Origin of the sequence: Bacillus sp. FSL K6-4563 (assembly GCF_038630405.1) — a bacterium.
GTDB classification, from domain to species: domain Bacteria; phylum Bacillota; class Bacilli; order Bacillales; family Bacillaceae; genus Bacillus; species Bacillus pumilus.
Window position 1 is genome coordinate 1,430,242 of the sequence record NZ_CP152030.1, and the last position, 25,575, is coordinate 1,455,816.

At 41.2% G+C, this 25,575-nt stretch carries 25 protein-coding genes; 16 read left to right on the forward strand and 9 right to left on the reverse strand.

Going from position 1 to position 25,575, the window contains the following annotated elements:
- The first annotated feature begins 168 nt into the window (after positions 1-168).
- From pdhA to lpdA, 4 genes are all read left to right on the forward strand, one after another.
- A complete protein-coding gene (pdhA, locus tag MHH54_RS07100; RefSeq protein ID WP_003211678.1) occupies positions 169-1,284 on the forward strand; it encodes a pyruvate dehydrogenase (acetyl-transferring) E1 component subunit alpha in 1,116 nt (371 codons plus the stop codon).
- Between the two features lie 3 nt (positions 1,285-1,287).
- Positions 1,288-2,265 carry a pyruvate dehydrogenase complex E1 component subunit beta gene (gene pdhB / locus MHH54_RS07105; protein ID WP_003211433.1) on the forward strand — a complete coding sequence of 326 codons (978 nt, stop codon included), beginning with the start codon at positions 1,288-1,290 and terminating at the stop codon, positions 2,263-2,265.
- 107 nt (positions 2,266-2,372) lie between these two features.
- On the forward strand, positions 2,373-3,713 hold the full coding sequence (locus MHH54_RS07110; RefSeq protein WP_003211261.1) for a dihydrolipoamide acetyltransferase family protein: 1,341 nt from the start codon (positions 2,373-2,375) through the stop codon (positions 3,711-3,713).
- 4 nt (positions 3,714-3,717) lie between these two features.
- The gene (gene lpdA, locus MHH54_RS07115) at positions 3,718-5,130 is read left to right on the forward strand and encodes a dihydrolipoyl dehydrogenase (RefSeq protein WP_003211097.1); all 1,413 of its coding nucleotides are present in this window, start codon (positions 3,718-3,720) and stop codon (positions 5,128-5,130) included.
- A gap of 116 nt (positions 5,131-5,246) precedes the next feature.
- Here lpdA and MHH54_RS07120 read toward each other — a convergent pair whose 3' ends face one another.
- A complete protein-coding gene (locus tag MHH54_RS07120; RefSeq protein ID WP_223250645.1) occupies positions 5,247-5,627 on the reverse strand; it encodes a hypothetical protein in 381 nt (126 codons plus the stop codon).
- Between the two features lie 316 nt (positions 5,628-5,943).
- Between MHH54_RS07120 and MHH54_RS07125 the strand changes: the two genes are divergently transcribed.
- Positions 5,944-6,063, forward strand: a complete 120-nt coding sequence (locus MHH54_RS07125; protein ID WP_003212464.1) for a GapA-binding peptide SR1P — start codon at positions 5,944-5,946, stop codon at positions 6,061-6,063.
- A gap of 43 nt (positions 6,064-6,106) precedes the next feature.
- Here MHH54_RS07125 and MHH54_RS07130 read toward each other — a convergent pair whose 3' ends face one another.
- Positions 6,107-7,579 (reverse strand): aminotransferase class I/II-fold pyridoxal phosphate-dependent enzyme, encoded by a 1,473-nt coding sequence (locus MHH54_RS07130; RefSeq protein WP_268493042.1) that lies wholly within the window; start codon positions 7,577-7,579, stop codon positions 6,107-6,109.
- Between the two features lie 190 nt (positions 7,580-7,769).
- Here MHH54_RS07130 and MHH54_RS07135 point away from each other — a divergent pair, with 190 nt between their 5' ends.
- Positions 7,770-8,039: a UPF0223 family protein gene (locus tag MHH54_RS07135; protein ID WP_050945118.1), complete on the forward strand. Its 270-nt coding sequence runs from the start codon at positions 7,770-7,772 to the stop codon at positions 8,037-8,039.
- 29 nt (positions 8,040-8,068) lie between these two features.
- On the opposite strand, the gene MHH54_RS07140 is transcribed toward MHH54_RS07135, so the two are convergent.
- The gene (locus MHH54_RS07140) at positions 8,069-8,704 is read right to left on the reverse strand and encodes a DUF1054 domain-containing protein (RefSeq protein ID WP_050945117.1); all 636 of its coding nucleotides are present in this window, start codon (positions 8,702-8,704) and stop codon (positions 8,069-8,071) included.
- A gap of 288 nt (positions 8,705-8,992) precedes the next feature.
- Here MHH54_RS07140 and MHH54_RS07145 point away from each other — a divergent pair, with 288 nt between their 5' ends.
- Positions 8,993-9,181 carry a hypothetical protein gene (locus MHH54_RS07145; protein WP_003211901.1) on the forward strand — a complete coding sequence of 63 codons (189 nt, stop codon included), beginning with the start codon at positions 8,993-8,995 and terminating at the stop codon, positions 9,179-9,181.
- Positions 9,182-9,314: 133 nt separating this feature from the next.
- Positions 9,315-10,121, forward strand: a complete 807-nt coding sequence (locus tag MHH54_RS07150; RefSeq protein WP_268493044.1) for an inositol monophosphatase family protein — start codon at positions 9,315-9,317, stop codon at positions 10,119-10,121.
- Positions 10,122-10,278: 157 nt separating this feature from the next.
- Here MHH54_RS07150 and MHH54_RS07155 read toward each other — a convergent pair whose 3' ends face one another.
- Both MHH54_RS07155 and MHH54_RS07160 read right to left on the reverse strand, forming a co-directional pair.
- The gene (locus tag MHH54_RS07155; protein WP_044142020.1) at positions 10,279-10,914 is read right to left on the reverse strand and encodes a hypothetical protein; all 636 of its coding nucleotides are present in this window, start codon (positions 10,912-10,914) and stop codon (positions 10,279-10,281) included.
- Positions 10,915-11,188: 274 nt separating this feature from the next.
- A complete protein-coding gene (locus tag MHH54_RS07160; protein WP_003211596.1) occupies positions 11,189-11,368 on the reverse strand; it encodes a DUF5325 family protein in 180 nt (59 codons plus the stop codon).
- A gap of 114 nt (positions 11,369-11,482) precedes the next feature.
- Between MHH54_RS07160 and typA the strand changes: the two genes are divergently transcribed.
- Together typA and MHH54_RS07170 are read left to right on the forward strand one after the other, a co-directional pair.
- A complete protein-coding gene (typA, locus tag MHH54_RS07165) occupies positions 11,483-13,321 on the forward strand; it encodes a translational GTPase TypA (protein ID WP_003212439.1) in 1,839 nt (612 codons plus the stop codon).
- Positions 13,322-13,375: 54 nt separating this feature from the next.
- A complete protein-coding gene (locus tag MHH54_RS07170; RefSeq protein WP_003210819.1) occupies positions 13,376-13,699 on the forward strand; it encodes a YlaH-like family protein in 324 nt (107 codons plus the stop codon).
- Between the two features lie 32 nt (positions 13,700-13,731).
- Here MHH54_RS07170 and MHH54_RS07175 read toward each other — a convergent pair whose 3' ends face one another.
- Both MHH54_RS07175 and MHH54_RS07180 read right to left on the reverse strand, forming a co-directional pair.
- Positions 13,732-13,962, reverse strand: a complete 231-nt coding sequence (locus MHH54_RS07175; protein ID WP_003210787.1) for a YlaI family protein — start codon at positions 13,960-13,962, stop codon at positions 13,732-13,734.
- Between the two features lie 101 nt (positions 13,963-14,063).
- Complete coding sequence (locus MHH54_RS07180; RefSeq protein WP_342500821.1) at positions 14,064-14,681, reverse strand: YhcN/YlaJ family sporulation lipoprotein; 618 nt, start codon at positions 14,679-14,681, stop codon at positions 14,064-14,066.
- A 140-nt stretch (positions 14,682-14,821) separates the two neighbouring features.
- Here MHH54_RS07180 and MHH54_RS07185 point away from each other — a divergent pair, with 140 nt between their 5' ends.
- Complete coding sequence (locus MHH54_RS07185) at positions 14,822-16,144, forward strand: PhoH family protein (RefSeq protein WP_034619937.1); 1,323 nt, start codon at positions 14,822-14,824, stop codon at positions 16,142-16,144.
- A gap of 16 nt (positions 16,145-16,160) precedes the next feature.
- Here MHH54_RS07185 and MHH54_RS07190 read toward each other — a convergent pair whose 3' ends face one another.
- Entirely contained in the window at positions 16,161-16,643 is a 483-nt protein-coding gene (locus tag MHH54_RS07190; protein WP_342500822.1) for a peptidyl-prolyl cis-trans isomerase, read from the reverse strand.
- Between the two features lie 119 nt (positions 16,644-16,762).
- Between MHH54_RS07190 and glsA the strand changes: the two genes are divergently transcribed.
- The 5 genes from glsA (at position 16,763) to MHH54_RS07215 (ending at position 24,578) form a co-directional block, all read left to right on the forward strand.
- Positions 16,763-17,692: a glutaminase A gene (gene glsA, locus MHH54_RS07195; RefSeq protein ID WP_003211229.1), complete on the forward strand. Its 930-nt coding sequence runs from the start codon at positions 16,763-16,765 to the stop codon at positions 17,690-17,692.
- Positions 17,693-17,814: 122 nt separating this feature from the next.
- Complete coding sequence (locus MHH54_RS07200) at positions 17,815-18,096, forward strand: YlaN family protein (protein WP_034318078.1); 282 nt, start codon at positions 17,815-17,817, stop codon at positions 18,094-18,096.
- A 210-nt stretch (positions 18,097-18,306) separates the two neighbouring features.
- Entirely contained in the window at positions 18,307-19,518 is a 1,212-nt protein-coding gene (ftsW, locus tag MHH54_RS07205) for a putative lipid II flippase FtsW (RefSeq protein ID WP_044142014.1), read from the forward strand.
- An 80-nt stretch (positions 19,519-19,598) separates the two neighbouring features.
- Positions 19,599-23,045, forward strand: a complete 3,447-nt coding sequence (gene pyc, locus MHH54_RS07210) for a pyruvate carboxylase (RefSeq protein WP_342500823.1) — start codon at positions 19,599-19,601, stop codon at positions 23,043-23,045.
- Positions 23,046-23,144: 99 nt separating this feature from the next.
- Entirely contained in the window at positions 23,145-24,578 is a 1,434-nt protein-coding gene (locus MHH54_RS07215) for a deoxyribodipyrimidine photo-lyase (protein ID WP_342500824.1), read from the forward strand.
- A 40-nt stretch (positions 24,579-24,618) separates the two neighbouring features.
- Here the strand turns inward: MHH54_RS07215 and MHH54_RS07220 are convergent, their stop codons facing one another.
- Positions 24,619-25,542 (reverse strand): heme A synthase, encoded by a 924-nt coding sequence (locus MHH54_RS07220; protein WP_003210766.1) that lies wholly within the window; start codon positions 25,540-25,542, stop codon positions 24,619-24,621.
- Positions 25,543-25,575 lie beyond the last annotated feature (33 nt).

The following is a 25,575-nucleotide window of genomic DNA, read 5'->3' on the forward strand; positions in this document are numbered from 1 at the left end:
TACAGTTAGAAGAACTCAAAAACGAGCGATCATCTTATGTTTCGACAACGATCCTAGTGGCTATTAAATACAGGAGTCATATGTGTATTTTGGGTTATCCTATATCTGTATGTATAAATGGATTCACGACAAATTGACTGTTAAAAGAAAGGAAGAGGTGACTTTAGAATGGCTGCAAAAACAAAAAAAGCAATTGTTGATAGCAAAAAGCAATTTGATGCCATCAAAAAGCAGTTTGAAACGTTTCAAATTTTAAACGAAAAAGGCGAAGTCGTAAACGAAGCGGCAATGCCAGATCTCTCAGATGACCAATTAAAAGAATTAATGCGCCGTATGGTGTTTACACGAGTATTAGATCAACGTTCAATTTCATTGAACCGTCAAGGACGTCTTGGCTTCTATGCGCCAACAGCTGGACAAGAGGCTTCTCAGCTTGCAACTCACTTTGCACTTGAGAAAGAAGATTTCATTCTTCCAGGATATCGTGATGTACCACAATTAATCTGGCATGGCCTTCCATTAACAAAAGCGTTCTTGTTCTCTCGTGGACACTTTGTTGGTAACCAAATGCCTGAAGATTTGAATGCACTTTCACCACAAATCATTATCGGTGCACAAATCATTCAAGCTGCTGGTGTAGCTCTTGGTTTGAAAAAGCGTGGTAAAAATGCTGTTGCAATCACTTACACTGGTGATGGCGGAGCTTCACAAGGTGATTTCTACGAAGGTATTAACTTTGCAGGGGCTTACAAAGCGCCAGCGATTTTTGTTGTCCAAAACAACAGATATGCGATCTCTACTCCTGTTGAGAAGCAATCTGCTGCGCAAACAATTGCACAAAAAGCGGCTGCAGCTGGTATCGTAGGCGTACAAGTTGACGGTATGGATGCATTAGCTGTATATGCAGCAACTGCTGAAGCTCGTGAGCGTGCTGTAAATGGCGAAGGTCCAACATTAATCGAAACTCTTACATTCCGTTACGGCCCACATACAATGGCTGGTGACGATCCAACAAGATATCGTACAAAAGAAGATGAAAACGAGTGGGAGCAAAAAGATCCATTGGTACGCTACCGCAAATTCTTGGAAAACAAAGGCCTATGGTCTGAAGAAGAAGAGAATAAAGTCATCGAAGATGCAAAAGAACAAATCAAACAAGCGATCAAAGAAGCTGACGAACAGCCTAAGCAAAAAGTCACTGACTTGATTGAAAATATGTACGATGTGAAACCATTCAACTTAGTTGAACAGCTTGAAATTTACAAACAGAAGGAGTCGAAGTAAGCCATGGCGCAAATGACAATGATTCAAGCGATCACTGATGCGTTACGCACAGAACTGAAAAATGACGAAAACGTTCTCGTTTTCGGAGAAGACGTTGGTAAAAACGGCGGCGTATTCCGTGCGACTGAAGGATTGCAAAAAGAGTTTGGTGAGGATCGTGTATTCGATACACCACTTGCTGAATCTGGTATTGGCGGTCTTGCAATTGGCCTTGGACTACAAGAATTCCGCCCAGTAATGGAAATTCAATTCTTCGGATTCGTTTACGAAGTATTAGATTCTGTTTCTGGACAAATGGCTCGTATGCGTTACCGTTCTGGCGGACGCTGGCATTCTCCAGTGACAATCCGTTCTCCATTCGGCGGGGGAGTTCACACACCTGAGCTTCACGCTGATAGCTTAGAAGGTCTTATCGCACAACAGCCTGGTATCAAGGTGGTCATTCCTTCAACACCTTACGATGCAAAAGGACTATTAATTTCTGCAATCCGCGACAATGATCCGGTTGTATTCCTTGAGCATATGAAACTTTATCGCTCTTTCCGTCAGGAAGTTCCTGAAGAAGAGTACACAATTGAAATCGGTAAAGCTGACGTGAAACGTGAAGGTTCTGACCTTTCAATCATCACTTACGGTGCAATGGTTCACGAATCACTTAAAGCTGCTGAAGAGCTTGAAAAAGAAGGCGTTTCTGCTGAAGTGATCGACCTTCGTACAGTAAGCCCGCTTGATATTGAAACAATCATCGCTTCTGTTGAAAAAACAGGTCGTGCGATCGTTGTTCAAGAAGCACAAAAACAAGCTGGTATTGCTGCAAACGTAGTAGCTGAAATCAATGACAGAGCAATCCTTAGCCTAGAAGCACCAGTACTTCGTGTAGCTGCACCTGATACTGTATTTGCTTTCTCTCAAGCTGAGACCGTATGGCTTCCAAACCATAAAGATGTGCTTGAAACAGCTAAGAAAGTTCTTGAATTTTAATTAAATGACTGAGGGGAAAAGAATTTATTTCTCTTCCCCTTTATCAATTACAAGTCCGTGTAAACATACACAACAAGGATTCAACAAAATCTAGGAGGCGAAAAACAGTGGCATTTGAATTTAAACTTCCGGACATCGGAGAAGGTATCCACGAAGGTGAGATCGTTAAGTGGTTTGTAAAACCAAACGACGAAATTAATGAAGATGACGTTTTAGCAGAGGTACAAAACGATAAAGCAGTTGTAGAAATTCCTTCACCTGTTAAAGGAAAAGTATTAGAATTAAAAGTTGAAGAGGGAACAGTTGCAACTGTAGGACAAACAATCATTACGTTTGATGCACCTGGTTACGAAAATCTTCAATTTAAAGGCAGCGAAGAAGAAGGCGAAGCAAAAACTGAAGCTCAAGTACAAGGTACTGCTGAAGCTGGTAACGAGCCTGAGAAGAAAGAAGTGGCACAAGAAGAAGCGGCAGCAGCAACTGGTGCAGGTGCACAAGAGCAAGTAGATGCTGATCCAAACAAACGCGTTATCGCTATGCCATCTGTACGTAAATATGCTCGCGAAAAAGGCATTGAAATTTACAAAGTTGCAGGTTCTGGTAAAAACGGACGTGTGTTAAAAGAAGATATCGACAGCTTCGTTAATGGTGGTTCTGCAGCTCAAGAAGCAGCACCTCAAGCAGCTGAAAGTGCGAAAGAAGAAGCAGCTCCTAAAGCGGCAGCAGCTCCAGTTCTTGAAGGGGAATTCCCAGAAACTCGCGAGAAAATGAGCGGAATCCGCAAAGCGATCGCGAAAGCAATGGTAAACTCTAAGCATACAGCTCCTCACGTAACATTAATGGATGAAGTTGATGTAACGAACCTTGTTGCACATCGTAAACAATTCAAACAAGTTGCAGCTGATCAAGGAATCAAGTTAACTTACTTGCCTTACGTTGTAAAAGCTCTTACTTCTGCTTTGAAAAAGTACCCAGTACTTAACACTTCTATCGATGATAAAACTGATGAAGTTGTTCAAAAGCATTACTACAACATCGGAATTGCAGCTGATACTGAAAAAGGCCTGCTCGTTCCAGTTGTGAAAAATGCAGATCGCAAAGCTATTTTTGAAGTGTCTAACGAAATCAACGAGCTTGCAACAAAAGCACGTGATGGTAAATTGGCTCCAGCTGAAATGAAAGGTGCATCTTGCACAATCACAAACATCGGTTCTGCTGGTGGACAATGGTTTACTCCAGTCATCAACCACCCAGAAGTAGCGATCCTTGGTATTGGCCGTATCGCTGAAAAAGCGGTTGTTCGTGATGGCGAAATCGTTGCAGCTCCAGTCTTAGCTCTTTCCCTAAGCTTTGACCACCGTATGATCGACGGAGCTACTGCGCAAAATGCCCTTAACCACATCAAGCGTTTATTGAATGATCCACAATTAATTTTAATGGAGGCGTAATGTCATGGTAGTAGGAGATTTCCCAATCGAAACAGATACTCTTGTCATCGGTGCAGGTCCAGGTGGATATGTAGCTGCTATTCGTGCTGCACAGCTTGGACAAAAAGTAACAATCGTTGAAAAAGGAACACTTGGCGGTGTATGTCTAAACGTTGGTTGTATTCCTTCAAAAGCATTAATCAATGCTGGCCATCGTTTCGAAAATGCTAAGCATTCTGAAGACATGGGTATCAAAGCTGAAAACGTAACAGTTGATTTCACAAAAGTTCAAGAGTGGAAAGCTTCTGTTGTTAACAAATTAACAGGTGGAGTTCAAGGTCTTCTTAAAGGAAATAAAGTAGACATCGTTAAAGGTGAAGCTTATTTCGTAGACAGCAACTCTGTACGTGTAATGGATGAAAATTCAGCACAGACTTACACTTTCAAAAATGCAATTCTTGCAACTGGATCTCGTCCAATTGAATTGCCTACTTTTAAATACACAGATCGCGTGATCAACTCAACTGGTGCTTTAGCGCTTAAAGAAGTACCTAAGAAGTTAGTTGTTATCGGTGGTGGATATATCGGTACTGAGCTTGGTACTGCTTATGCAAACTTTGGAACAGAAGTTGTCATCCTTGAAGGTGGAGACGAAATCCTTCCAGGTTTCGAAAAGCAAATGAGCTCATTGGTTAAACGTAACCTGAAGAAAAAAGGAAACGTTGAAATCCATACAAACGCTCTTGCAAAAGGCGTTGAAGAAAAATCTGATGGTGTCACTGTTACTTTCGAAGTAAAAGGTGAAGAAAAAACAGTTGATGCTGATTACGTACTTGTTACAGTTGGTCGTCGTCCAAACACAGATGAGCTTGGTCTTGAGCAAGTTGGTGTTGAATTGACTGACCGCGGAGTTGTCAAAACAGACAAACAATGCCGTACAAGCGTATCTAACATCTATGCAATTGGTGACATCGTTGATGGACCACCACTTGCACACAAAGCTTCTTACGAAGGTAAAATTGCAGCTGAAGCAATCGCTGGAGAGCCAGCTGAAATTGATTACCTTGGTATTCCTGCTGTTGTATTCTCTGAGCCAGAACTTGCAACTGTTGGATACACTGAAGCAGAAGCAAAAGAAGAAGGAATCGACATCGTTGCAGCGAAATTCCCATTCGCAGCAAACGGACGTGCACTTTCTCTTGACGCAACTGATGGCTTCATGAAAATGATCACTCGTAAAGAGGATGGTCTTGTGATTGGTGCACAAATCGCAGGTGTTGGCGCTTCTGATATGATTTCAGAGCTTAGCCTTGCAATCGAAGCTGGAGTGACTGCTGAAGATATCGCAATGACAATTCACGCTCACCCAACTTTAGGTGAAATTACAATGGAAACGGCTGAAGTAGCAATTGGAAGCCCAATCCATATCGTAAAATAATGAACCTATAAAAACCCTCTCCAACAAGGAGAGGGTTTTTTGAGTGCTGCATGAGAAAAACCCCTCATTTCATGAGGGGCTATTTCATATGGATATATAAGTGCAAGGTGAGACCATTAATTTGTATTCACGCGGTCTAAAGCGTGGCATAAGGGCGATAAAATATCCTCTTTGCTGCTGACATTTCCTTCAACCTTCACTATGACTTTTTCATTATTTACAAGTAAAATAGCCGGCAATTCGTCTACTTCATTTTTCCAGCCTTTACGATCTTCTTTCACAATCATCTTTGACATTTCCTTCGGGTATTCATTCTTTAAATCGAGGACTGCATCATAATAAGGACTTTCTTTATCAAGATTTTCTGCATCTGTAAAAAAGAGAATTCTTGGTTTTTGAATATGACTGACTTGGTCTGTCTGATTCGGTATGATATACGCAAATGAGCATGAACTAAGTACAAAGAGCATGGGGAATATAATGAGAAGTGTCCTCATAAAATTCAATCTATTCACCTCAAAATCTTTTGGGGTTGTCCCAACATTTTTAGGAGCTGGTTACCTGTTAGTTACTCTAGTGTATCATGTCCTTTTTGACAATTTTCGATTGTTACTCAATTGTTACAGAATTGATATGAAGCAAAATACAATTGAAACGTTCCCTCAATATGATGAGAAAATAGCACATATTCATAAAAAATAATTAAATGTGTCATACAATTAACCGTTGACAACTTAAATGTGACATCATATTATAGAAGTGTGAAATAGATTAAACGCTTTCAAATATTGAATGAAGAAAAGGGGAATGTACGTGGGTACAATTATTTGTCAAGATTGCAATGAGACCATTGATCAATTTGAAAATGAAAAAGTGACAACACTATACGGAACGTGTGGTCACTGTCATTGCTGTGATGAAGCCTCTGAATAAATAAAAAAGCATGCAGCTCCATTTGGGGCTGCATGTTTCTTTTTTATAAAATTGCTTTCTGTTCTTTAATCACGCGGATCATTTCTAGCGTTGAATCTTCTGGTCCTTGGACAGGGAGACCAATTTCAATGTTTTTAAAGATATAGGAGATATTTTCTTCTGTGATAATCTCTCCTGGTATAAAAATAGGTATGCCTGGCGGGTACACCATGACAAACTCTGCGATGATGCGGCCAGCTGCTTCTTTTAACGGAACCACTTCAGTTGTGGCGTAAAAGGCATCACGCGGCGTCATGGCAAGCGATGGAATCTCAGGAAGCAGGACTTCAGTTACCGCTTGTGTGCCGCTCTCACTTGTAGAGGTTGCGGCAATGTCTTTCATAGCCGTTATAAGCGTATCGATTGTTTCATCAGAATCACCAGGGGTCACAATACATAAAATGTTGTAAAGGTCAGAAAGCTCCACTTCAATCCGGTAGCTTTCTCTCAACCATTTTTCGACATCATGGCCATTGAGGCCAAGGTCTTTAATTGAAATAATTAATTTTGTTGGATCGTAATCATACGTAGAAGCTGAACTGAGTATTTCCTTGCCAATACACGTAATGCCATCAATTTGATTCAAACGGTTTCTCGCTGATTCAGCTAAACGGATGGCTTCATCTGCTAGTGCCTTTCCTTCAGTGGCTAATCGCTTTCGAGCGACATCAAGTGACGCCAAGAGCAAGTAAGAAGTAGACGTTGTTGTCAGCATGCTCAAAATCGATTGCACGCGATCTTTTGAGATAAGCCCTTCCTTCATATTTAAAATAGAGCTTTGGGTCAGGGAACCGCCGAGTTTGTGGACACTTGTTGCTGCCATGTCGGCACCTGCCTGCATGGCAGATAGCGGGAGCTTATCGTGAAAATGAATATGCACGCCGTGTGCTTCATCGACAAGGACAGGCACATGAAATGAATGGGCAATGTCTACAATCGATTTTAAGTCTGCTGAAACGCCAAAATACGTCGGATTAATCACAAGCAGACCTTTTGCATCTGGGTGCTCCGTGAGTGCCTTTTTCGCTGATTCTGGTGTAATGCCGTGAGAGATGCCAAGCTCTTTGTCTATTTCTGGATGAATAAAAACAGGAACTGCGCCAGAAAATACAATCGCGGACATAATCGATTTATGGACGTTACGCGGAACGATGATTTTATCCCCAGGTCCGCATACGGTCATCACCATTGTCATGATGGCGCCGCTTGTTCCTTGAATACAGAAAAACGTATGGTCAGCACCGAAGGCTTCAGCAGCTAAATCTTGTGCTTCTTTTATCATTCCTCGAGGTGAGTGTAAATCATCGAGAGGTTCTATATTAATGAGATCAATGCTTAGTGCATTGTCGCCAATGAATGCTCTAAATTCAGGGTCCATTCCGGCTCCTTTTTTATGGCCAGGAATGTGAAATTGAACTGGATTGGTTGCTGCGTGTTTTTTTAGTCCAGTGTATAAGGGTGTATCATGTTGTGACAATTGCTTTCCCACCTTCATCGAAATACCTGCTATTATTGTGCCAATAACGACAGATTTCATTGCATAAAACAAAAGAATTATATTATGAACTGATCGGAATGTAAAGCATAAAATCAATCGGTTTCTGATCGAACAGATGCTATAATAAAAGTTCAAATAAGAAATGAGTGTTAAAGTGAGGGACAAGTAAATGGAATATCAATATCCAATGGACGTCGACTGGACAACAGAGGAAAAAATTGCGGTTATTTCGTTTTTTCAAGCTGTTGAAAAAGCCTATGAAAAAGGAATAGCGAAACAGGAGTTATTAGATACTTATAAACGCTTTAAAGAGATTGTGCCATCAAAAGCAGAAGAAAAGACGCATTGTGCAGCGTTTGAAAAGGAAAGCGGGTATTCTCCTTATCGTACAGTGAAAACGGCAAGAGAGGCAGAAGAGTCCGCCATTATACGTATGTAAGAAAAAACGAGCCTAGAGGGCTCGTTTTTTTATACAGATTGTTTTTGTGTAAAGCGGTATAGATAAGTCAACGTGCGGAAGGCATCTTCGATTTTTGATAAAAATTCTTCATTATTCATTTGAACGACTTCTTCTCTAGGCAGCTGAATACCGCAAAGGAGCTCGGCTTTTTTCACCGTTTGGACACGTTCAAACAGCGTTTTTAGCTGTTCTGCATCGAGTTCGCTGTGACGCATGACATCTGGTTTCATATGATCTTTAGACCAAACAAAATCTTGCGGTATTTTCTTCTGAATGGTATCTAGTTCTTTTTCGAATAACTGACCATATTCGCCTTTCACAGGGGATTCATAAATGAGAGCAAACCATACAAAGACATGTGTTTTCCAAAGCCCAATTTGAAAATGAGGGAGTTTTTTATACCCACGCTTGCTGTTTGCAAAAGCAACCCACGTATCATTTGGCGGATTGACTGATCTTCTAGCATGCTTTGCGACGTGTACAAACATTTCGTCTCCTGTAATAGAAGAAAGAAGTGGTGCAAAGTGTTCTCCAAGTGCCTCAAGCTTTGGACGGACTCTTTCTTTTAATACGGTCATTCGTTCATCTAAACCGTCAACTGTAAATGTCTCAAAATCTTCATCTCTAAAACGCATTTCACTCATAGTATGCCTCCTGTATTCTTTCGCTGATCATATTTTATCATAGCTTGGGTTAAGCTCAAAAAAAGATGCACCGTCATGTCAAAGATTGTAGAGGAAGTAGGGCAGCGTTTAAAAACAACGATTTTGTGGTACATAACAAATAGGTAAAAACACAATTTTCAGAATGTCGTTGCGGTTATGCGATCGCTTCATACGATATAAGCAAGAACCAATTCTCTTATCGATTGAATTTTTTATCAATGAAAACTGACAAGGAATGAATCATTCTCTGGAAGGGGCGTTGACCAAATGAAGCAAATCGTGAAGCAGGGGTATAGACAGGAGAAGAAGAATCGCATCGCTGTGTGGAGATTAGAGGTGGACTATGAGCTTTCTACGCTTCATGAAGCCATCGAGCAAAAAGATGACATCCAAATCGAACGCAGCAAACGAAAGCTTGAGCGCCTAAGAAAAGAATGGGAGCAGCTTAAAGGGTAAAACAAGGTGAGGTAAAAACGAACCAATTCATCGGTTCGTTTTTGTATGAAGCTGCTTTTTTCTTGCTTTTACGCACATAATATCAGTATGCTATTACAAATAGGTATTACATAGAAAAGAGGTTTACAGTCTGATGACAAACTGGGTGGAAATTGACCGTCTTGCAAAGCTTTGGGTAAAAGAAGCAGGAAGCCGTATTAAAGCGTCCATGCAGGATGGTCTATCAATTGAAACAAAATCAAATCCAAATGATCTTGTCACAAATATCGATAAAGAAACAGAACGTTTTTTCATTGAAAAGATACAATCGACATTTTCAGATCATCATATTTTAGGTGAAGAGGGACAAGGGGAAGAGGTGACCTCACTTGATGGGATCGTGTGGATCATTGATCCAATCGATGGCACAATGAACTTTGTCCATCAAAAACGCAACTTTGCCATTTCAATCGGGATATTTGAAAATGGCATAGGGAAAATCGGTCTCATATATGACGTCATTCATGACGAGCTTTACCATGCGGTCAAAGGAGAAGGGGCTTATATGAATGATACCCTGCTTCCTCCATTAAAAGATGTAGCGATTGAAAAAGCCATTGTTGGCATTAACCCGACCTGGGCGATCGAAAGCCCTTATTTTGATGCTAAACCGTTTGCCCGTCTTGTACGTGACGTGAGAGGGACACGAACGATTGGATCAGCTGCCCTGGAGCTCGCTTATATCGCAAGCGGCAGAAGTGACGCATACGTCACGTTAAGGCTTGCGCCGTGGGATTATGCAGCAGGCTGTGTGCTTTTGGATGAAGTAGGGGCAGTCTACTCAAATATACACGGAGAACGCCTAACGTTTCTAGACAAAAACAGTATCGTCGCCGGAAATCGATCCGTTTGTGAAAAAATCTTGCACGATTACATAAAAGGCAGTGGAAATAAAAAATAAACCAAATCACTTCATGAGAATGAAGTGATTTGGTTTATTTGATGAAACTTATTAATGAAGCACAACTGGCTATCGATATGAAAAAGCCAGATGATCCTTCTTTATTGGCTGAAATAAAAAACCCCCATCTGGGCGATCCAGGTGGGGGTTTTCGAGCTTAGCTTAATTTTTCTTTAGCAATTTGAATGGCATCATAGACCGATTTTAATTGCTCTTGAGGAATTTTCTTCAGCATCTGGTTAAAAACAAGTAATTCAGTAGAGCTGAATCCAATACCTTTTGCGATTTTTGAATCAATGACAACATTACCTTTTTTGTCTAGAACAAGTGCATCACCAGCAAGGTCAGCAATTCTGATCACTGATTTCAACAGTTTTTCAAATTTAGCTGCTTCTTCTTTTGTAAGACCAAGTTCAACAGCTTTCGCTGCATCAAAAACCAATTTTCCTTTTTCGTTTTTAGTGATGCTTTCACTGAAAACGATTGTCAGAACAGCTGCGCGATCTAAGAATTTCTCAGCAGTCGCCGCTTCTTCTTCAGTTAGTCCGAGCTCAACAGCTTTTTTCACATCAAATGTGTAGTTGTTGTCTTCCTCAACAAATGAGTTGATGAGAATGTTGATGACACGCTCGTTTTTCTCCAATAATTCTTTAATGACTTGCTGCTGCTCGAAAGGAATCCCTTTGAAAGTTGCAGCGCTTGCTTGCCCAGGAGCTACTGTTGTGAAAGTAAGAATAATAGCTAAAGCGAAAAATACAACAGAGCTGAGCGATTTGCTCAAAATCTTCTTCATGCTTCTTTTCTCTCCCTTTTCTGTTAAATTTTGTTGCAAGAACAGCATATCACGAGAAACTTTGTGGAAGAATAGGAAAATTGTAACTTTCTGTTTGATTTTGGAGAACTATAAACGTTATTGTCGAAAGATGGAGAGGTTCAGATGGCTTACTTTTGCCAAGCCTAAATGATATGTTCTGTCTTTATACACGACCTTTCATAGGTGGTTGGTCTTGTTTTTACCCAAAATAAAAGCCTTCTACATATAGAATGTAAAAGGCTTTTGAGAAATTTTATGATTGCACGTTTAATTTTCTTTTTAATGTAAATCCTGTACCCATGAAAATCATGGCAAACACAATACTTAAACAAATACCCAGCACGTTTTTTTCTGCAAGAGTTACCCCAATAAACGCCATACTGACAACCGCAAGTAATGCACATAATAATAGAAGCCATTTGATTTGTTTCATTTGTCCCCATCCCTTTTTTTTAGAGTTAATATAAGTTTACAGAAAAACGATCGGCATTTAAAGGGGATTGTGATATAATATGAAAGTTATCTAATTATTTTAGGAGATGAAAATGTGAAACTTCGAAAAGATCTTCGCAACATCGCAATTATTGCCCACGTTGACCATGGTAAAACGACGCTTGTTGACCAATTGCTCCATCAAGCTGGTACTTTCCGTGCGAATGAAAATATCGCTGAGAGAGCCATGGATTCAAATGATTTAGAGCGAGAGCGCGGTATTACGATTTTAGCTAAAAATACTGCGATCCATTATAAAGATACACGCATTAATATTTTAGATACACCAGGACACGCCGATTTCGGTGGTGAGGTTGAGCGTATCATGAAAATGGTAGATGGTGTACTTCTCGTTGTGGATGCTTATGAAGGCTGTATGCCTCAAACACGCTTTGTGCTGAAAAAAGCACTTGAGCAAAACTTAACACCAATCGTTGTTGTCAACAAAATTGACCGCGACTTTGCTCGTCCGGCTGAAGTAGTCGATGAAGTAATCGACTTGTTCATTGAATTGGATGCAACAGAAGAACAGCTTGAATTCCCAGTTGTCTATGCATCAGCAATCAATGGTACAGCAAGTAACGATGCGAGCAAGCAAGATGAAAACATGGAATCTTTGTTTGAAGCCATTGTTAACCATATCCCTTGCCCAGTTGATAACCATGAAGAGCCGCTTCAATTCCAAGTGGCACTACTTGATTACAATGATTATGTTGGAAGAATTGGGATCGGCCGTGTATTCAGAGGAACAATGCAAGTAGGACAGCAAGTAGCCTTAATGAAAGTTGACGGCAGTGTGAAACAATTCCGTGTGACGAAGATTTTTGGTTTCCAAGGGTTAAAACGAGTGGAAATCAACGAAGCGAAAGCAGGAGATCTTGTTGCTGTTTCTGGAATGGAAGACATCAACGTAGGTGAAACGGTTTGTCCGGTTGAACACCAAGAGGCTTTGCCAATCCTTCGTATTGATGAGCCGACACTTCAAATGACGTTTGTTGTTAACAACAGCCCATTTGCAGGCCGTGAAGGGAAATACGTAACATCACGTAAAATTGAAGAGCGCTTAGAGCAGCAGCTTCAAACAGACGTCAGTCTTCGTGTTGATCCAACTGCTTCACCTGATGCGTGGGTTGTATCTGGACGCGGAGAGCTTCACTTATCCATTCTTATTGAGAATATGAGACGTGAAGGATTTGAATTACAAGTATCGAAGCCAGAAGTTATTGTAAAAGAAGTTGACGGTGTTCGATGTGAGCCTGTTGAACGCGTTCAAATTGATGTACCAGAAGAGCACACTGGCTCTATCATGGAATCAATGGGCGCACGAAAAGGTGAAATGATTGACATGATCAATAATGGTAATGGTCAAGTTCGCCTGATCTTTACAGTGCCTTCACGTGGTTTAATCGGATATACAACTGAATTTCTTTCATTAACTCGTGGTTTTGGTATTTTGAACCATACGTTTGACAGCTACCAGCCAATGCAGTCTGGTCAAGTCGGCGGACGCCGTCAAGGAGTTCTTGTTTCAATGGAAACAGGTAAAGCGACTGCTTACGGAATCCAAGGCGTTGAAGAGCGCGGTGTGATCTTCGTTGAGCCGGGTGTTGAAGTATACCAAGGAATGATTGTTGGTGAGCATAACCGTGAGAACGATCTTGTTGTCAACGTAAGCCGTATGAAACAACAAACAAACGTGCGTTCAGCGACGAAAGATCAAACGGTGAGCATGAAAAAACCACGTATTATGTCACTTGAGGAATCTCTTGAGTACTTGAATGAGGACGAATACTGTGAGGTTACACCTGAATCAATTCGTTTAAGAAAGAAAATTTTAGATAAAAACGAACGTGAGAAATCAGCGAAGAAGAAAAAGCTAGCAGGATTATCTTAATTCCATGAAGAATTAAAGAGATAGAACCCTGAAAGATAAGGGGAGGGAATCTTTTTGAATGATCAGGAAGTAAGTGAAAATCTATCCTTTTTCGCGATGCTGTTTCGTGTCGATGAAAATCCGCAAACAGGGATGTGGCTCCTATATGGCACCATCCTTGTTTTAGCGATTATTGTTTTTAAGCTCGGCTTTGCTAGACGTTTACCGATTTTAAAAGCGCTCGTGATTTACTTGTTTTTGATTTTTGGCTGCACGTTTCTCACATTTCTAGGAATCTTCTTGCCAGTAGCGGAAGGCCTAGTTGTGGCAGCTGCCATTTTGATTATTTATAAAATACGGCTGCATCGTGCGAAAAAAGAAGGAACAGTGAATACGTAAAAAAAGACCTGACACATGTGTCAGGTCTTTTTTTATGTCTTTTGTTCTTTTTTTCCTTTTTTCTTCTTTTTCTCTTTCGTCGCAGGATCTTGATAAAGAGAGAATCTGCCAGTCTTGATGCGTGCTTCTGTCTTTACTTTAATACGTTCCTGACAGTCATCGCACATATATGTATGAATCGGTCGATTTCTTAACCGCTTAGCAACGAGTGTATCATCATCAATGGTTTCAAGCTTCTCACATATTGAGCACTTCACTCTCATCCTTTTCACCTCACTTATTGCATTTATTATAGCATGTTTTCCAGCTACTTAAAATCAGCGTATAAAACGGCTTATATCACAGGAGATATAAGCCGTTCTCTTTATTTCTTCTGATTCATATGATGGTTTGATTGATCGTTTTGATGTTCGTCTAACTGCTTTTGATCATTTTGTTTGAGCTGATCATTCGGCTCATTTGTCGGATCTGTTTCGTGGCGATCAATTTCATTTCTCGGCATCTCTGGCATCACGCGGCCGACGATGGCGGCTAGTTCATCCATAATCCCACTGACAGGACGGCCTGCTTGTATTTCTTTGCCCATTTCTTTTAACCGGCTGACTGTATCCGGATCAGCGACCACAACAGCATTCGCACCTTCTGGATCATTTTTCAGTGCTTTTGCAACTGAATATTTAATGTTTTCTACTTTGCTTCTATCTAAATCATCTTTTACATCAATACCAACAACAGCATAGCGGCCGATGACGATCGCCGTTGCATCATTGACATCTGCTACGTGCTCTGTCACTTTGACAAGATGCTGCGCAACATCTGTAGATGACCGGACTTGATTGGTCTTTTTCTTCGTTGAGTCTGACACCCGTACTACGTGCTGGCGTCCATCTTGCTTGTCTAGTGCCTCTGGCTTTTCTTGCTGCTGACAAGCGCCCAACAGAATGATGGCTTGAATCATGAATAATGTCAAAAATAGTCGCATCTGTATTCCCTCCTTCACAAACTGCATGATTTATTTTATTGTTGAATTAACCTTCTAACTTTATTCATGAAAACATATATTTTAACAATCGTTTTGGGAAAGACAAGGATGAATGAAACCCCGATCAGGAGGCGAAGGACCTGAGTAAAATTTATGTATTAGACACAAATGTGTTATTACAGGATCCGAATTCAATCTTTTCATTTGAAGACAACGAGGTCGTCATACCAGCCGTTGTGTTAGAAGAAGTAGACTCAAAAAAGAGATATATGGACGAGGTTGGACAAAATGCCCGGCGCGTCTCACGCCTAATCGACGGTTTAAGATCGAAAGGGAAACTGCATGAAAAAATTACACTAGAGTCAAAAGGGACGCTACGCATTGAACTGAATCACCGCTCTTTTCATGAGCTTCAAGAAATTTTTATTGAAAAAACGAACGATAATCGAATTTTGGCAGTCGCGAAAAATTTAAGCTTAGAGGAAGAAACAAAGCCTCATGGCAGGCCTGTTATTTTGGTCAGCAAGGATGTGTTAGTGCGGGTAAAGGCGGATGCTATAGGGCTTCAAGCAGAAGACTTCTTAAGTGACCGTGTTTTGCAAAATGAGGACATCGATAATGGCTATCATGAGCTCTACATTCCGACTGAGCAATTGAATACATTTTATAAGCAAAATCAATTACCAATAAAAGAGGTCACAAGCGCACCATTCAACCCTCATCAATTTGTCATCATGAAGGGAAATGAAGGTGGTTCTGCTTTAGGAATGCTTGATCAAAAGGCAGAGCATGTAAAACGTCTCGTTTATGATCAAGAGCATATTTGGGGAATCCGTCCAAAGAATGTCCAGCAGACGATGGCACTCGAGCTGCTTTTGCGCCGTGACATTCCGCTCGTGACACTGATTGGAAAAGCGGGGACTGGTAAAACATTGCTTGCACTTGCTGCCGGATTAATGCAGACAGAGGACCTCGGTATGTTTAAAAAGTTGATCGTGGCGCGCTCCATCGTGCCTGTCGGGAAAGATATAGGATATTTGCCTGGAGAAAAGGAAGAAAAGCTCAGACCATGGATGCAGCCGATCTATGACAACCTAGAGTTTTTATTTAATACAAAAAAGCCGGGCGAGCTTGATGCGATTTTGGCGGGAATTGGATCTATTCAAGTCGAAGCATTGACGTATATTCGGGGAAGAAGTATACCTGATCAATTTATTATCATTGATGAGGCGCAGAATTTAACAAAGCACGAGGTGAAAACATTATTAACGCGAGTCGGAGAGGGAAGTAAAATTGTGCTCATGGGAGATCCAGAGCAGATTGATCACCCTTATTTAGACAGCTTAAATAATGGGCTTACGTATGTGATTGAACGGTTCAAAGGGCAGCAAATATCTGGACATGTCAAGCTTGTCAAAGGAGAAAGGTCTGGACTTGCACAGCTTGCCGCTGATTTGCTATAGTCCAGACCCTCTGTTCTTATGTAATGATCAGCTCTTTGACACCTTTTATCGGCTGAGTGAGGTTGGACTGATCCGCGAAATAGACGTGGATGGGTCCTTCTTCTGTGATTGGCTTACCATGTTGGCTGAAATGAGCAATGCTTTCCATTGCCTGAGAAAGCGGCACTGCAATTGTACCTGTCTCTGTGACAAATTCGCATGTATCCGCATGTTCAAGCGGCGCAGCATTTTTTAGCATATCGCCAAGCTTCATCCCGAAGCTGCCTGTGACGAGTCTTTCCTTTTCGTACTTCTTCTCTGTTTTTAACGTAGGTGGAAGAGTTTGACCTTCTCTTATAACCCGCTCTTGGTCAAGCTCCTGATCTAGCTGTTTCTCTTCACTTGCTGCATTTTTTTCAAAGAATGAATCCATTAAAAATTTGCGGTCATCAAAAATCCATACACTTGGATCAATGGTGATCTTGTACTGTACGTTCCCCTTGATTTGAATGATACTCATGTTCAAGACAACCCCTTTCCAACATAAATTATAGAAGTTTTCTCCCGCTTTGTCACTTTCATAAACATGCTGCACCTTGTACACACTAATCATACATGAAAGATAGGGAGTGTATGAGCATGGCATGTCGCGACAATGAAGAGCTTCAGCGATTTGTAGAAGAAGCAAAAAAAGTGGCCAAAGATGGTCAAGTAGCATCCTATATTCCCGCTCTCGGCAAAGCGGATCAGACGGATTTATCTGTGGCAGTGTATCATGTGAGTAATACGTGCCACTCAGCTGGAGATGTAGATAAACGATTTACGCTTCAAAGCATTTCAAAAGTATTAGCACTGGCGCTTGTGCTCTCAGAAGAAGGGCCAAAAAAAGTCTTTCAATTTGTTGGACAAGAACCAACAGGTGACCCGTTTAATTCAATGATCAAACTGGAAACAGCGAGTCCGAATAAACCGCTGAATCCAATGATTAATGCAGGGGCGCTCGCAGTCACGAGTTTAATCAGAGGAGCGACTCCGCAAGATCAGCTGGGCCGGTTGCTTAGCTTCATTAGAGAGCTTGCAAATGACAAAAGCATTACATACTGCAAGGAAACAGCAGCCTCCGAATTTGAGACATCCATGATTAACCGGGCGATGTGCTATTATATGAAGCAATATCATATTATTAGAGGGAACGTAGAGGAAGTCATGGACGTCTATACGAAACAATGTGCCATCATGATGAACAGCTTGGATTTGGCGAAAATTGCTTGTGTTTTTTCATTAGACGGCAGACATCCAGAAACGGGGAAGCAAATTCTTTCGAAAGATGTCGCTAGAATTTGTAAAACCTTTATGGTGACGTGCGGCATGTACAATGCGAGCGGAGAATTTGCCATTAACATCGGAATTCCTGCAAAAAGCGGTGTCTCAGGCGGGATTATGGGAGCTGCACCATATGATTTTGGAATCGGTATCTTCGGTCCGGCTCTGGATGAAAAAGGGAATAGTATTGCTGGGATTAAGCTGCTTGAGCTGATGAGTGAAAAATACGAGATGAGTATCTTTTAATGAAGGAGGGCTTCTTTTTATTTTTACAAAGCGAACTGTACAAATCTGCTTGCAATTTTGGGCGTTTCGCTTTATGATAAATAGAAGAATTAGGTACTCGCCTGGGGAACGGAGGGATACTTTTGGCGTCAGAAATTTTAGTCGATCATCGGCAAAAAGCACTGTCTTTATTAAAATTGGATGCAGATAAAATTTTAAAATTGATCCAAGTGCAAATGGACAACTTAACGATGCCGCAATGTCCTCTTTATGAAGAGGTTTTAGATACTCAAATGTTCGGATTATCGAGAGAAATTGATTTTGCTGTCCGGCTTGGATTAGTTGATCAACATGAAGGTAAGAAACTACTCGATAAACTTGAGAGAGAGCTTTCCGCACTTCATGATGCGTTCACAAAAAAATAATGATTGAAAACTCAAACTTCCTTAACATAAGTTTGAGTTTTTTTGTCCTCTATTTTCTTTTCATTGTTTCATGTCAAACGGACTTGATTCTTTCATGAATGACGAACAATATAAAAGAGGTAAAACGAGATCAAACAGAGAAAATGTAGTAGAATAAAAACAGCTAAGAGGATATCAAGCAGTAGAAACAGACGTTAGGAAGAGGATTATATGTTAAAGAGAATGCTAAAATCGTATGACTACTCATTATTGTTCGCCATTATTTTAATTAGCGCATTCGGTTTGGTCATGGTGTATAGCTCAAGTATGATTACATCTGTGATTAGATACGATGCCGCGCCAGATAATTTTTTTAAGAAACAGCTTTTATTTATGATCGTTGGAGCGGTCATCTTGCTCTTTACGGCACTCGTTCCATATCAGCTGTTTTCAAATAAGAAATTTCAAATCGGTATGCTGCTGCTATCCGTTTTTTCCCTCATCTATGTGTACTTTGGCGGTCATATTGCAGGGAACGCAAGAAGCTGGATTAAAGTAGGCCCATTCAGTCTTCAGCCTGCGGAATTTGTGAAGATAGTCGTTATTATCTATCTTGCTGCTGTGTATGCAAAAAAGCAGCATTATATTGATCATATTTTACGAGGAGTCACACCTCCAATCGTGATTGTTTCGATCTTATGCGGATTTATCATTTTGCAGCCAGACTATGGGACAGCCTTTATCATTGGCATGATTGCTCTTGCCATGATTTTATGCTCAGGGTTTAGCGGGAAAACACTTGCTAAGTTGCTGGCGTTATTTAGTGCCGTGATGGTCATCGTAACCCCATTTATTATTCTATTCTGGGATAAAATATTCACGCAAAATCGCCTCGGGCGTTTTGAGAGTTTCCAAGATCCCTTTAAAGATGCAGGGGATACTGGACATCAATTGATTAATTCCTATTACGCCATTGGATCAGGCGGCTTTTTTGGACTGGGTCTAGGAGAAAGCGTTCAAAAGTACGGGTATCTTCCAGAGCCGCACACAGATTTTATCATGGCAATCATTTCAGAAGAGCTTGGCTTTTTCGGCGTATTTTTTGTACTCGCTCTCCTTGGCTTCATCGTCGTGAAAGGTTTTTATATTGCAAGAAAGTGTGAAGATCCATTTGGAAGTTTGCTTGCAATAGGAATTTCCTCCATGATTGCGATCCAAACATGCATTAATTTAGGCGGTGTTTCAGGTCTGATTCCGATTACTGGGGTCACTCTTCCGTTTATTAGCTACGGGGGATCGTCCATCATTTTACTGAGCGGTTGTATGGGAATATTGCTGAATATCAGCATGTTTACTGAATATAAAGAGCGTTACAAAAAGAAAAAATCAATGAGCAAGCCATCAGTTCAAAAAAATGGATTGCAGAAAACTTTGAATCTTTAGAAAACAAAAGTGTACAGTTTTCATTTCTTCCTTTATTATAGAGTACATATAAAATTTTAAGGGATATGGAGGAGTGAGAAATGTCACAGAGAACAATTCAAAAGGTTCTAGTTGCAAACAGAGGGGAAATTGCTATCAGAGTCTTCAGGGCCTGTACGGAGCTCAATTTACGTACAGTAGCCATTTATTCCAAAGAAGACTCGGGCTCTTATCATCGCTATAAAGCAGATGAAGCATATCTAGTTGGAGAAGGGAAAAAGCCGATTGATGCCTACCTTGATATCGAGGGGATCATCGAAATTGCAAAACGAAATGACGTGGATGCGATTCATCCAGGATACGGATTTTTATCTGAAAACATTCATTTTGCAAGACGATGCGAAGAGGAAGGCATTCAATTTATCGGTCCAACTTCTCAACATTTAGATATGTTTGGAGATAAAGTAAAGGCAAGAGAAGAAGCGAAAAAAGCTGGAATTCCAGTCATTCCAGGAAGTGATGGACCAGTTGATTCGGCCGAAGAAGTCGAAAAATTCGGTGAAGAATACGGTTACCCGTTTATTATTAAAGCTTCACTAGGCGGCGGCGGCCGGGGTATGCGGATTGTCAGATCAAAAGAGGAGCTGAATGAAGGCTATGACCGTGCAAAGTCAGAGGCGAAAGCTGCTTTTGGAAATGACGAAGTATATGTTGAGAAACTGATTGAAAATCCGAAACATATTGAAGTGCAGGTGATTGGTGATAATCACGGCAATATCATTCATTTATATGAGCGTGACTGCTCTGTTCAAAGGCGGCATCAAAAAGTTATTGAAGTGGCGCCAAGTGTGTCTCTTACAGATCAACTGCGTGAAGACATTTGCGAAGCGGCTGTTAAGCTGGCTCGGAATGTATCATATATTAATGCAGGAACTGTAGAATTCCTTGTTGCAAATGGAGAGTTTTATTTTATTGAAGTCAATCCTAGGGTACAGGTGGAACACACGATCACAGAAATGATCACAGGTGTCGATATCGTACAAACCCAAATTCTTGTCGCAAAGGGTCATGATCTCCATAGCAATGAAGTCGGAATACCAAAGCAAGAAGATATCTTCACACATGGATTTGCCATTCAATCAAGGGTCACGACAGAGGATCCTTTAAATAACTTTATGCCGGACACAGGAAAAATTATGGCCTACCGTTCAGGTGGGGGATTTGGTGTACGCTTAGATGCTGGGAACAGCTTCCAAGGTGCGGTCATTACATCTTATTACGATTCATTATTGGTCAAGCTTTCCACATGGGCGCTCACATTTGATCAGGCTGCTGCTAAAATGGTCCGTAATTTACAAGAATTCAGAATTCGCGGGATTAAAACAAACATTCCGTTTCTTGAAAACGTGGCAAAGCATGAGAAGTTTCTAAAAGGGGAATACGATACGTCGTTTATCGATTCAACGCCAGATCTATTTAATTTCCCTAAACAAAAAGACCGTGGAACGAAGATGCTGACTTATATTGGTAACGTGACCATTAATGGATTCCCTGGTATTGCGGAGAAAAAGAAGCCTCATTTTGACAAGCCTATTGTACCGAAGCTTCCTCTCAAGCAAGAGATGCCATCTGGGACTAAACAATTGTTAGATGCGCATGGACCTGAGGGCCTTGCCAATTGGGTGAAAGAACAAAAGAGCGTCCTTTTAACAGATACAACCTTTAGGGACGCGCATCAGTCTCTACTTGCGACCCGCTTCAGAACTCATGATTTAAAGAAAGTTGCCCAGCCAACAGCAGGTTTATGGCCAGAGCTGTTTAGTATGGAAATGTGGGGCGGTGCTACATTTGATGTTGCGTACCGTTTCTTAAAAGAAGATCCTTGGCAGCGATTAAAAGAGCTTCGTCAAGAAGTTCCGAACACCTTGTTCCAAATGCTTTTAAGATCATCAAACGCTGTCGGATATACAAACTATACAGATAATGTAATTAAAGCATTTGTAAAGGAATCGGCTGAGGCAGGCATTGACGTGTTCCGTATTTTTGATAGCTTAAACTGGGTCAAAGGCATGACGCTTGCCATAGATTCTGTTCGTGAATCAGGCAAAGTGGCAGAGGCAGCCATTTGTTATACAGGGGACATTCTCGATCCATCTCGTCCGAAATATGATCTTAAGTATTATGTATCTCTTGCGAAAGAGCTTGAATCTGCCGGTGCACATATTTTAGGTATTAAAGATATGGCGGGATTATTAAAGCCGCAGGCAGCTTATGAGTTAGTCTCTGCTTTAAAAGATGAACTCACGATCCCTATCCATCTTCATACACATGATACGAGTGGAAATGGACTGTTCACCTATGCAAGGGCAATTGATGCAGGTGTTGATATTGTCGATGTGGCCGTTAGCTCTATGGCGGGGCTCACATCGCAGCCAAGTGCGAGCTCACTGTACTATGCTTTAGATGGACATGAAAGAAAGCCAGACATGAACGTCCAATCTGTCGAACACCTTTCTCAATACTGGGATTCTGTCAGAAAATACTATCATGAGTTCGAAAGCGGCATGAATTCGCCGCATACAGAAATTTATGAGCATGAAATGCCTGGCGGTCAGTATAGTAACTTGCAGCAGCAGGCGAAAGGTGTCGGACTTGGCGACCGCTGGAACGAAGTAAAAGAAATGTACAGACGTGTGAATGACATGTTTGGTGATATTGTGAAGGTGACACCATCCTCTAAAGTAGTCGGAGACATGGCACTTTATATGGTGCAAAATGATTTAACAGAGGAAGATGTCTATGAAAAAGGAGCAACTTTAGACTTCCCGGATTCTGTTGTGGAACTATTTAAAGGCTATTTAGGCCAGCCGCATGGCGGTTTCCCTGAAAAATTGCAAAAGCTGATTTTAAAAGGAGAAGAACCGCTCACTGTCAGACCTGGTGAAAAGCTGAAGCCAGTTGACTTTGAAGCTATTCAGCAGCAGTTCAAAGAATCTCATGACCTGACGCTGACAGAGCAAGACGCGATTGCGTATGCCTTATATCCGAAAGTCTTTTCTGAATTTGTCCAAACAGCAGAAAGCTACGGAGACATCTCTGTTCTTGACACACCTACGTTCTTCTACGGGATGAGGCTTGGTGAAGAGATAGAGGTAGAAATTGAAAAAGGAAAAACCCTCATTGTAAAACTCGTGTCAATTGGAGAACCGAATCCAGATGCCACAAGAGTTCTTTACTTTGAGCTAAATGGACAGCCGCGTGAAGTCGTGATTAAGGATGAAAGCATCAAATCATCCGTTCAAGAAAAAATGAAGGCGGACCGTTCAAATCCAAATCACATTGCCGCATCAATGCCAGGCACTGTCATCAAAGTGCTCGTGGAAAAAGGACAGAAAATCTCGCAAGGTGAGCATTTGATGATCAATGAAGCCATGAAAATGGAGACGACTGTACAAGCCCCATTCACTGCGGTCGTAGATGAAATACATGTGACAAATGGAGAACCGATTCAAACCGGAGATCTGCTGATTGTTTTAAAGCCTGAATAATAAGTGAGACACATCCATCGTGATGTGTCTTTTTTTGAGCGCATTAAAATGTGCAGCAGCCTGCGAGAGTGATTACACTATAGAGTGAGGTGAAGAAAGTTGGAAATTGTCGTGATTTGGTTTCGCCGAGATATGCGATTGGATGATCATATCGCCTTGTCAAAAGCGATCACTTATGCAAAAAAACACGAGTACAAATTGTTGGCTCTTTATCATCTAGATCCATTCTTTACTGAAATGGAAATGGATATAAATAACGAACATTTCTTTCAAAACTTGGCGCATTTCGTCAAGGAAGCGAGAGAATCTCAAGTGTATGTTCACCTTCTCCATGATGATGTCCTGCGCGCCTTTCAGCAGGTCATGGAAGTGTATGACATCAAAGCCGTCTTTTTTAATGAAGATGAGGTGGGGATCGGTCAAAGGCGTGACAAGCAAGTAACCGATTTTTTAGAAAAGAAGGGCATTCATGTGTCAACATGGCAAGATACACACCTTCACGGGGCGCGAGATATTTTAAAAGCAGATGGATCACATTATCAAGTGTTTACTCCATACTATCAATCATGGCGTAAGCAAGAAAAGCAGCCTGTGATAAAAGTTGACAAATCATTTTTTAGCAGCGAGCATACGATTTGTGATGAGCCACTTTCGCAAAAAGGAAATGATAAACTGCGAGAATTGATAAAGGGCTGCTCAAGGAAGTTTGATCAAATCGGCTCAGACAAAGCGATGAACACGCTTCATCAATTTATCCAAAAAAGATTAACGCGTTACCATGAGAAACGAGATATTCCGTCTGTTTTTGGAACGAGCAAGCTGTCGCGGTTCTTAAAAACAGGCACTATTTCGATTCGAACAATCTTTCATGCGATATATGAAGAACCACTCTATGAAGACGAGGGCAGAGAGACTTTTATCAAAGAGCTGGCATGGCGTGATTTTTATCATATGATTTATGCGCATTATCCTGAGATGAAAGAAAAAGAAATCAATTCGGCGTTTCAAGGAATGAAATGGAATGAAGATGAGACGCTGTTTGAAGCTTGGTGTAAAGGAGAAACAGGCTTTCCGCTCGTTGATGCAGGGATGAGACAGTTAAATGAGGAGGGCTGGATGCATAACCGCTTGCGAATGGTTACAGCTTCATTTTTAACAAAGGATTATTTGATTGATTGGAGAAAGGGCGAATCGTATTTTGCAAAAAAACTTGTGGATTATGATGAGGCGTCAAATATCGGAGGATTTCAGTGGGCAGCCTCCGTCGGAACAGATGCGGTGCCGTACTTCCGCATTTTCAACCCGACGACTCAGTCAAAGCGATTTGACCCGAGCGGGGAATTGATTAGAAAATATGTACCAGAGCTAGAGCGTGTCGATGAAAAATGGATTCATGAACCAAGTAAAATGCCGATTGATGAGCAATTGAAATCGGGCTGTGTGCTAGGTGATACATATCCGCTGCCGGAAGTTGACCACCAGGAAAGACGCAAAAAAGCCATTTCGCTATTTGAAGAAGCAAAACAACAATAAAACAAATCCCCCATTCCATATGGAAGGGGGATACAAATTCTTATTTGAATGGTTCTTTGCTTTCATATTTAAACCGGGCAATGAGTAGACAGAAGTAACAGAGTACTCCAAACAAACAGGAAATAAAGAATGAATGAGCCAGCGCATAACCTAGTGCGAGCTGAGAATACACAGACATCACACCTGAAATCGCTTGAAGTGTAATGAGAATGGCTGAAATGATCCATCCATAATACAGCTGCTTCTGTTCTTTATAATGTTTCATGGCATGGAACATCGCAACAAATATCCAGACGAATAAAAGAAGTGCTGCTGCTCGGTGAGACATTTGCACCCACTGATTAAAGTATGCTGGAAGTGCACCGTCTTTTGAACAAAACGGGAAAACAGAGCAAGCAAGGCTTGACTTTGTATGCCTCACATAAGCACCCGTGTACACCACGATATACGTATAGGTGATCAAACCATAAATATGAAACTGCATTTTTTTGCCGATATGAAGCGGCTTCACAAGCTTTGTTTCAGATCTGGTTGCCTCAAATACAAGAAGCGCAAGCAATAACACTGAAGCAAAAGAAATGAGTGAAATACCGAAGTGCAGTGCCATGACAAGTGCGTTGGAACCAAACACGACGGCAAGAGCCCCTAACAGCGCTTGTAGCAGTAAGAATATAATCGACATGATGACCAAAAATTTGGTTTCACGGAATACTGGACTAATCTTTTTCCAGCATAAGACCGCCAGTGCCAAGACAAGAATGGTTGAAACCCCTGTTGACATGCGGTGACTCCATTCGATGATGGAAGCAGGGTTCATTTCAGGGAAGAAACGACCGTGACAAAGGGGCCACTGCCTGCCGCAGCCAAGACCCGAGCCGGTTTTCGTCACAAGCGCACCGCCAATCAAAACGATCAGCATCACAAACGTTGTGATCACGCTCAATAACCTTAAAGCAAATTTCATCAAATTATTTCACCTTCTCTAAAAAACTTCTGA